Raw genomic sequence first — 9162 nt, forward strand, 5'->3', positions numbered from 1 at the left:
GCTAGAAATATATATAATAGGAGCAGGAAATGCCAACACTGGAATTCAAAGGTAAACAATTCGTTTATTCACATCATTTGAGCGTGCCATTCAGGGAGCTGAGGGTGGATGTCGCTAAATCATTACCAGCTGCTGGCCACAAGCCGTCTCTTGATGACAATCTCATCATTCATGGCGATAATCTGGAGGCTCTTAAAGCATTGTTGCCCACTCATGCTGGCAAAGTAGACTGTATCTTCATAGACCCGCCTTACAATACAGGTGAAGAAGGTTGGTGTTACAACGACAATGTACGCTCTCCTTTAATGCAAGAATGGCTGAAAAAGTCAGCCAACCCAGTAGATAAAGAAGATTTAGAGCGTCATGACAAATGGTTGTGCATGATGTGGCCGAGAATCAACCTTCTTCGTGAGCTTCTCGCTGACGAAGGTAGTATTTGGATCACTATTGATGACAACGAAATTCATCGTTGCAGAGCACTTTTTGATGAAATATTTGGGGCAGATAACTTCGTTGCTTGCTGCGTATGGGAAAAGACATACACACCTAAAAGTAATGGTCGAGTAATAAGCACAGATCATGATTATGTCCTTGTATACGCTAAGACAACTGCATTTGTACACCATGGTTGGAATTATCTGACTAGAAATGAAGAGCAGGTATCAAGGTATAAAAATCCTGATAATGACTCTCTGGGCCCATGGCGAACATATCCCTTAGATGTCAGGACTGAGGATACAGAAAAGCGCGAAAAATATAGATATGAGGTTGAGCTACCATCAGGCAGAATCGTAAAACCCGCTAAGGGACGACACTGGTCACTGCCTCATGTTGAGTTCATCAAACAAAGAGAGGCTGGTGAGATTTACTTTGGGGTTAATGGTGATGCAATGCCATCCAAAAAGGCTTATTACAACCCCGACGAAGATAAAGGCGTTATTGCACGAAGTTGGTGGTCATATAAGGATACTAAGGGTAATCAAGATGCAAAAAGAAGATTAAATGAGATCTTTGGCGAGACTGAATCTGACTTTATCACCCCCAAACCATATCAATTAATTGAACGTGTTTTAGAAATTGCGACTGACAAAGATTCAATTATTCTCGATTCATTTTCTGGCTCAGGTACGACAGCAGAAGCTGTATTAAGAAGAAACCGACATGATGACGGTCGAAGAAAGTTTATTCTCATCGAGTGTGAAGACTATGCTCATAAAACAACAGCTGAACGCATCCGCAGAGTAATATCTGGCTACAGTTTCACAGGTAAGCAGCGAGACGAGCTATACAGAGAGAACATTACATGGACTGCATTTGAGAAAAAGCAGCCCGAGGTCTTAGATAAAGTTACGGCTCTCGAAGCAAAGCACTCCTCTGAATACGACAGCATCAAAAAGCAGATAAAGGACGGTGTTCTTACTGTTGTTGGTGAGCGAAATATCAAAGAAAAAGCTCCTGGGCTCGGAGGCAGCTTTACCTTTTGCACACTTGGCGAGCCAATTCAGATCGAAAGCCTGCTTAATGGTAAAGACCTTCCAAGCTTTGATGCGTTGGCGAAATATGTTTTCTACACAGCAACCGGACAATCGCTTGCTCAAGTAGCAAAAGCCTCAGTTGATGGCTTTGTGGGTGAAACTGATCTATTCAGAATTCACCTTTTCTATCAGCCAGATGTGAACTGGCTGCGGTCCAACGAGGCCGCATTCAATACCGAAAAACTAGAAGCTGTTATCCAGAGCAACAAGACCGGTAAACGATCTATTGTATTTGCCGTGGCCAAATTTATGAGTCAAAAGGACCTGACCGCGAAGAAGGTAGAGTTCTGTCAGCTCCCCTATGCCGTTCATCGCATTATGGGGGCATAGCATGGAGTTCAAAGAATACCAGCAAGGCGTACTCGACAAACTCGACTATTACATCCAGACGCTGGCTGAGGAGAAAGAAGAGGCTGAGGACTATCAGGCATTCCAAACCAGCAAGGGAAAGTCGGTACCACTCTCTAATTGTGCCGAAAAAGCGTGGGATAAACTTGTCCAAGAAAGACGACTACCTTATCTTATGACCAAGCAAGGTGGCTTAGTGCCACCTCCTTACATCAGCCGCTATGATGGGCTTGATCGCTCCATAGCAAATATTTGTTTGAAGGTTCCCACTGGTGGTGGCAAAACATTACTCGGTGCGGCTGCAGTTGAACGACTGCAAACTGATTTATTCCGCCAGCAATCTGGCTTAGTGATATGGGTTGTCCCTTCTGATGCCATTTACAAACAAACATGGAAGCAGTTGGCCAACAGAGAACATCCATACCGCCAAATTCTGGAGCGTGCCTCTGGCGGCCGCGTGAAAATGCTGGAGAAGAATGACGCATTTACGAGACGTGACATTGAGGAAAGCCTCTGTGTGATGCTGCTCATGCTTCCATCAGCCGCCCGAAAATCAAAAGAAACGCTCAGAATGTTTCGTGATAGCGGTAAATTCACTTCTTTTTTTCCGATTGAGGACGACTCACCAGCCAACGATGCCTTGTTAAAATCCGTCTCCAACCTCGACACCAATGATTTGACCGAGTATGGCTGGCAAGATGGAGTTGCACCTGCCTCGGTATCAATCAAGCAGAGCCTGGGAAATGTGATGCGGCTTGCTCGACCGGTAATTGTTATTGATGAAGGCCACAAGGCATATAGTGATACAGCAAGAGAAACCCTGTGCAGCTTTAATCCTAAATTTATCTTGGAACTGTCTGCCACCCCAAATTCTGGTGGAAAACATCACTCAAATGTTCTGGTGAATGTGCCGGGCTCTAACCTCAAAGACGAAGAGATGATTAAGTTGCCTATTAATGTCATCAATGAGGCAAAAGGAGATTGGAAACATACGTTAACTCTTGCCCACCAGCAGCTGACCGCTTTACAGAAAAGTGCGGTTAAGCTTCAAGGTGATAATGGCCGATATATTCGGCCCATTATGGTTATTCGTGTAGAGCGTACCGGCGACAATCAACGAGATAGTGGCTATATCCACGCAGAGGATGCCAGGGAGTACTTGCAAGATCAGCTTGGAGTGCACGAAGATGAAATACGACTCAAAACATCTGACTCTGATGAGCTCGGTGATGATGATTTGATGCTTGATACATGCAAGGTTCGATACATAATCACAAAGGATGCCCTGAGAGAAGGTTGGGACTGCCCATTTGCTTACATCCTTACAATTCTCTCAAAAATGACTGCACATACCGCTATTACACAGATGATTGGCCGTGTTCTACGCCAACCACACGCTGAGTTAACACACACTCCCGCACTAGATGAGTGCTATGTCTTCACTTTTGATCAGGACGTGAACGATGCAGTTGATAGTGTCCGAAAAGGACTTGAGGAAGAAGGTATGGGTGACATCGCTGGAAGCGTAAGAACTCAAGATCCATCGAATCAAGCGAAAGTGCAACGCAAAGAGACCCTGAAGCTGCGTGATAAATATCAAACAATCCCTCAAATATTCCTGCCCAGAATCCTGCACAAAGATAGTACTTCGGCTGGTGGTTTCAGGGCTTTTGACTATGACCGGGATATTTTGGGGGAAATCGACTGGGACTCGGTATCTTTTCTCAGTAACGCACAAGCCATCGAACTGGCAGACGATAAACTTCAGCGGACTATTGCCAAGATTGGATATTCAGACACCAATAAAGATGGTCAGAAAATCCTTGGCTTAGAGCTGGAACAGCAGGTAAGTGACTATGACACCCTTACCGGCCTCGATATTCCATTTCTCGTTAGGCAACTGGGTGAGCATATTCCAAACCCCTGGCAGGCCATGAGAATACTGGAAGAAACGCTGGATATTCTTCGCTCCCGGTCAATTACAGACGCTCAGATCTACGCCAACCGAATGGAGTTGCTTCGTTCGATGAAGCTAGATTTACGTAGCCAGGTTAGTAGTCTGTCAGAGTCATTGTTTCGCGAGAAAATTGAATCTGGCGATATTTCACTGAGATTGATGGCGTCACAGAACAAGCAACTGAACTGGGAGCTGGCCAGAACTCTTGAAGTAACCATTAACGAAGACGATCAGATCCTTCGCAAACGTGATGGTTCCGACATTGAAAAAAGCTTGTTTGAAAAAGTTTATCAAAGCGAACTTAATAACCTTGAGCGAGATACCGCTTGGTATCTTGATTCACGAGACTGCGTTTACTGGTGGCATCGCATTGCGGTTCAAAAATCTAATTACAGCCTGCAGGGCTGGCAACGGCAGCGAGTATATCCAGATCTGTTGGTTTGTGTTGAAGATAACGGCAGTGGTGTGCGCCGATTCAGTGTGCTTGAGACCAAAGGCGAGCACCTGAAAGGAAACGATGACACAGAATACAAACGTCGTTTATTTGAGCTACTTACAGAGCATGTGCAGACTGCTGTTAAGAGTGGCGAACTCACCCTTGAAGCTGCTGGCGGAGGCATGTCGTTCACAATGCTGATGGAGGATAGCTGGCAGCAATCACTTTCGGGAGAGGATATTAAGTGAGTCAATGCACCAAATGACGATTTTATATTGTCATTTAACACTGGTACTAAAAGGTGATACTATAATTAATGAAAAAAAAGCACGAGATCACACTAAAACAGATTTTCTCTAGGCCCGTCAGTGCCAACATTAAGTGGCCTGATATAGAAAAGCTCTTTGTTGAGCTGGGCGCTGAAATTAGTGAACGTGAAGGATCACGTGTTGAGGTGTTTCTCTTCGGACAGGTGCGTGTTTTCCACCGGCCACATCCAAGGCCAGACACTGATAAGGGTGCTGTTTCGAGTATTCGAGAATGGTTAAAAAGCCAGGGGGTCAAACCATGAGCAAATATAATGTAATGAACGTCGGTGGCTATAAGGCCGTGGTCAAATACGATCCGGAAATTGAAATGTTTCGTGGAGAGTTTGTTGGCCTTAATGGCGGTGCTGACTTCTATGCCGACGACACGGGTGGATTGAAGCTCGAAGCTATGAAATCACTCCAAATCTTTCTTGATTCTTGCAGAAAACGTGGTATCAAGCCCACAAAACAGTTTTCGGGTCGATTCAACGTCCGTATTTCTCCATCGTTGCATGAGCGTCTGGCCATCACCGCAGAATCAAAAGGGATTAGTATAAACAGGCTAGTTGAAGACGTTTTAGATGAAAGGGTAAGAGCCTAAACGCAAACTAGTCAGAAACCTTCATCAGCTTTGGAGGATATTGACGAAGAAACTCTGCTTCGTTCAGGAGGTGCTGAAAGCCAAGCCTCATATACGTCATTGTGCAAAAAGCACAGCTTAGTTACCGTAGTTTGTAACATGTTATAGTTTAGTTATTAGGTATCAGTAATAATTATTTTTTATAGTATTTCAAAAATTTACATATTAAAGCCAGTTATACCTCTCAAATCAGCGAACTTGCGGTTAGTAAGTGAAATAGTATGTATGTGAAGAGCGTGAAAGATTTCTCTCATATCGTCGCTTCAGCACCAATTTGGGTTCAGTGGATACTTATGAGTCAGAACCATTAATACTAATGAGGTAGTAGCGGTAACGAGATCAGGGCCGTTAACGACAATGGATGAGCGCGGGTCGATCTTATAATCGATGGTGACTAGCGAACGTTCCTCGTGCCCAAGAATATCCTTAAGCTCACCTTGGGCTGCCTCTTTCAGAAGCTGATTGATTTCGCCAACTGTAGTAGTGCGCTCAACTTCAAATACGCAGTCAGTCAAAGAAGCATTTGCCAATGGCACACGTACAGCATGACCATTGATACGTCCTTTCAAATCCGGAAAAAATTTCTGTGATAGCTGTGGCCGACCCCGTTGTCGTCGGGATCAAACTTAAGCTGCTGGCGCGAGCTCGGCGCAGATCTTTGTGTGGCTGATCAAGAATACTTTGACCGTTGATTAAGCAGTGAATCGTTGTGATAGAGCTGTGACGGATACCGATATTTTCATGGATTACTTTCACTATCGGCGCCAAACTGTTAGCAGTGCAAGACGCAACGGTAACGATCTGCAGTAACGGTAATGGCTCAGCTCGCTGGTTGATTCGAAGATTATAATAGTTCCCATCCGAACAACTGATTGAAAATGATGTCATCGCTAGACTAGCCGGCTCTAAAATGGCGAATTAGTACTCTCTGCTTTGGCAGGGGCAACTTCAGAGGCTATTTTCTTCACCACAAGTACGAGCAATTGATAATATTCAAATGTAAACATATTGTGTCTAACGTTTGATTCTATTCAACGATACTCGGTAAATACAGTTGATAAGTTCAAACTTGAATACGTTGATTCAATGTCAAGTAGTTTTGACTAACTCAGCTCATTAATTAATTGTTAAGGAGGAACATATGACAGATGTCAATCTTGAGCTCAGCTCAGCTGATAAGCGTCGAACGCTTTGGGTTGTTCTCATTCTCAATGTTGCTATTGCAGTTGGATTTTTAGTGACAGGATATGTTGGTAATTCTAACGCTTTATTTGCCAATGGTCTTGACAACACTTCCGATGCTATTGTTTATGGATTAAGTCTACTTGCATTGAGCCGCTCACGTACATGGAAACGAGGGGCAGCACGTTTTTCCGGCTTCATGTTGCTAGTTTTCTCTGCCGGGGTCGTGCTGGATGCCATTCGTCGTTACTTTGAAGGGTCTGAACCAACCGGGACAATGATGATGTCAATGGCTGCCGTTGCAGCGGTCGTGAATCTCTTATCACTTTATTTGCTTAAAAAAATGCAAAGTAAGGATGTGAATCTTCGTGCAGCTACTACCTTCAGCATTAATGATTTCGTCGCAAATGGCGGGGTAATTCTGGCGGGTATTGTCGTTATTTGGACAGATTCCAATTTACCCGATTTATTTGTCGGGGTCGCAGTAGCAGGAATTGCACTGTATGGCGCTATCAATATATTACGCGATGCTCATATGGACATTCATGAGGAACAAGGAACCAAGCATCGTGGGAAAAATAATTAAAAGATATTTATTGGCTGTTAATGTGTGAAATTAATTTGATGCGCTATTTTATTCGTATGCTTGTGTTAAATATTTTTTAACACAATAGTTATATCCAAATTTAAGGATATGGTATAAAATGTTTTAAGTCAGCATCAGAAATTAGTCAGTAAAAAGATTTATAAATGATTGTGCTGGAAATCGACTTTATCCCTGCAATTTTCTTCTCTAAGCCCGATTTTTAGTGTATTAGCGAGCTAGATTAAATGAATTTAAAGCTTCCGCTACGGTATTTTTAATTTTTAGGATAAGCGGATTAAATTGTGGATCTTACCTTTGCATGGGAGGAGTGAGGCACTCCTACATCTCATCGGATTATCTGTTTGGTGCTCCAACCTACTGCTGATGCAAGCTTCCTTCACTAATTCCAGCAAGAACCCCACANNGCGGCATCGGGCAATTGCCCGGCCACCTGGCTCAGGTACTCCAGTACCCGGGAGCGGGCCCAGTACAGATCGGTGTTGTCATCGAAAATGACATAGACAAAGGAATCACCAAAAAAGGGGTATCCGGATTTTTTGGTTGATTGGCTCATATCATGATGACGGAACCAACCATCAGCTCAGCGGATTACCTGGTTGATGACGACTCTTCTTCACGGCCCCTGCAAGTTTGCAGCAACGCCCAGGTTCGCATGCCGAGATACGCAGTGAGGCTTCGCGATCAACACACCATGCATTCACAATGTCACTGCAAGGTCCGGCATGTCTCTGCTCAGTCCTTACGGCCTGAGCTAGCCCTATACAGCTGTTGTTTGCTCTCCTCGCTGATCCCCGTCAGGATGCCGCAGGCATTGATCTCCCGACCCTCGTTGCAACTCGCCCTCAGTGAAACGAGTTGTTGCTCAAGCGCTTGCAGAGCAGTTATCTGCGACCGCATATGAGAGATGTGATCATCAAGCAAGGCGTTGATCGCGTTACACGGCTGATGAGGATCGTCTTGAAAGATTTGTAGCTCGTGAATCTCAGCCAGTGACAGGCCTAGGATTCTGCAGTGACGGATGAAGGCCAGCCGCTCACCATGCTTCTCGGTATAGGCGCGGTAACCGTTTTCCTGCCGATCTGGCGGTGGCAACAAGCCCTCCCGTTCGTAGAATCGGACAGTCTGAGTATCGACCCCTACTGACCGTGCCAACTGTCCAATGCGCATCATGCTTCTCCTCAACAGATGGTATGTTTTTATTGACCTTATAGTTACTATATGGTTTTGAATGGTAACACCATATTGTTCAAGTGGTGCCGTGTCATGAGTAAATCTTGTGATGGCCCCTGTGGCTGCGGACTGAATTGAGCGGAGCAAAAAAGCATGAGCCACAGGGTTGATACTGGCTTCGGAGGCGAGAGCATTGGGTGATAAGTACGCGCTACCCTCCACGGGCATGCGCCACAAGGCGCTTCTAACAAGGGGGATATCTCTACTTGCCGGAGGCGCCATGCCGCTTGCCTTTGCCCCTGTGGGCTGGGCATGGCTTGCAATGATCGCTCTGGCTGCATTTTTTGCCCTGACCGCGCAATCTTCAAAGCGTCAGGTGCTATGGTCGGCCTACCTCTTTGGCCTTGGTTACTTCGGCGTAGGTGTCTCCTGGGTCTTCATCAGCATCAGCCAGTACGGCAATGGCCCTGTGGTGGCGGCGTTAGCCACAGCGGCCTTTGTCTCGCTGCTCGCCCTCTTCCCATGGGGCGTCGCCTATCTCGTGCGCCGCCTGAGACCTGAGATGGATGCGATGGCGCTCTGGCTAGGACTACCAGCGGCATGGGTGCTGAGTGAATGGATGCGCACCTGGTTCTTGGCCGGCTTTCCCAGGCTCTTTATCGGCTACAGCCAGACCGACACCACACTCGCCACTATCGCTCCTGTCTTTGGTGTGCTTGGCGTGAGTTTTCTGGTGGCACTGTTCGCCGGCGGTCTTGCGTGGGTTATCTTAGGCCCAAGCCTGCGCCGTGCAGCGGTAGCCGGTGCCGTGTTAATCGTTACTCTCGCTGGCTTGCAGCTCCTGGACCGCGAGTGGACGCAGCCAGCCGCTGACCCTATCGATGTCGCCCTCTTGCAAGGAAACATCGCGCAAGACAAGAAATGGGACCCGGATTACCGGGAAATCACAATTGAGCGCTATCAGGCGCTTACGAAGCAC

The 9162-nt window shown here is 45.9% G+C and carries 6 protein-coding genes and 2 pseudogenes; 6 read left to right on the forward strand and 2 right to left on the reverse strand.

Features of this window, described 5'->3' with window-relative positions; translation table 11 throughout:
* The first annotated feature begins 29 nt into the window (after window positions 1-29).
* From B3182_RS13460 to B3182_RS13475, 4 genes are all read left to right on the forward strand, one after another.
* Window positions 30-1865, forward strand: a complete 1836-nt coding sequence (locus tag B3182_RS13460; RefSeq protein ID WP_292411800.1) for a site-specific DNA-methyltransferase — start codon at window positions 30-32, stop codon at window positions 1863-1865.
* A 1-nt stretch (window position 1866) separates the two neighbouring features.
* Window positions 1867-4524, forward strand: coding sequence for a DEAD/DEAH box helicase (locus B3182_RS13465; RefSeq protein WP_292411798.1), 2658 nt, complete (start codon window positions 1867-1869; stop codon window positions 4522-4524).
* Between the two features lie 68 nt (window positions 4525-4592).
* Complete coding sequence (locus tag B3182_RS13470) at window positions 4593-4847, forward strand: type II toxin-antitoxin system HicA family toxin (protein ID WP_292411797.1); 255 nt, start codon at window positions 4593-4595, stop codon at window positions 4845-4847.
* On the forward strand, window positions 4844-5185 hold the full coding sequence (locus B3182_RS13475) for a type II toxin-antitoxin system HicB family antitoxin (protein WP_289245076.1): 342 nt from the start codon (window positions 4844-4846) through the stop codon (window positions 5183-5185). Before B3182_RS13470 ends, B3182_RS13475 begins: the two co-directional genes overlap by 4 nt.
* A gap of 302 nt (window positions 5186-5487) precedes the next feature.
* Here the strand turns inward: B3182_RS13475 and B3182_RS13480 are convergent.
* Window positions 5488-6028: pseudogene (locus tag B3182_RS13480) on the reverse strand (type I glyceraldehyde-3-phosphate dehydrogenase); the annotation flags it as partial.
* Between the two features lie 337 nt (window positions 6029-6365).
* Here B3182_RS13480 and B3182_RS13485 point away from each other — a divergent pair.
* Complete coding sequence (locus tag B3182_RS13485) at window positions 6366-6992, forward strand: cation transporter (RefSeq protein WP_292411796.1); 627 nt, start codon at window positions 6366-6368, stop codon at window positions 6990-6992.
* Window positions 6993-7745: 753 nt separating this feature from the next.
* Here the strand turns inward: B3182_RS13485 and cadR are convergent.
* Window positions 7746-8180, reverse strand: coding sequence for a Cd(II)/Pb(II)-responsive transcriptional regulator (gene cadR / locus B3182_RS13490; protein ID WP_292753093.1), 435 nt, complete (start codon window positions 8178-8180; stop codon window positions 7746-7748).
* Window positions 8181-8463: 283 nt separating this feature from the next.
* On the opposite strand from cadR, the pseudogene B3182_RS13495 reads away from it, so the two are divergent.
* Window positions 8464-9162: pseudogene (locus B3182_RS13495) on the forward strand (apolipoprotein N-acyltransferase); the annotation flags it as partial.

This window comes from Methylophaga sp. UBA4204, assembly GCF_002379485.1.
Lineage (GTDB): Bacteria > Pseudomonadota > Gammaproteobacteria > Nitrosococcales > Methylophagaceae > Methylophaga.

What these genes read in the sequence shown, in the direction of transcription:
- cadR (WP_292753093.1), bottom strand. Translation starts at nt 8,180, where the DNA reads ATGCGCATTGGACAGTTGGCACGGTCAGTAGGGGTCGATACTCAGACT.
- B3182_RS13465 (WP_292411798.1), top strand. Translation starts at nt 1,867, where the DNA reads ATGGAGTTCAAAGAATACCAGCAAGGCGTACTCGACAAACTCGACTAT.
- B3182_RS13470 (WP_292411797.1), top strand. Translation starts at nt 4,593, where the DNA reads ATGAAAAAAAAGCACGAGATCACACTAAAACAGATTTTCTCTAGGCCC.
- B3182_RS13475 (WP_289245076.1), top strand. Translation starts at nt 4,844, where the DNA reads ATGAGCAAATATAATGTAATGAACGTCGGTGGCTATAAGGCCGTGGTC.
- B3182_RS13460 (WP_292411800.1), top strand. Translation starts at nt 30, where the DNA reads ATGCCAACACTGGAATTCAAAGGTAAACAATTCGTTTATTCACATCAT.
- B3182_RS13485 (WP_292411796.1), top strand. Translation starts at nt 6,366, where the DNA reads ATGACAGATGTCAATCTTGAGCTCAGCTCAGCTGATAAGCGTCGAACG.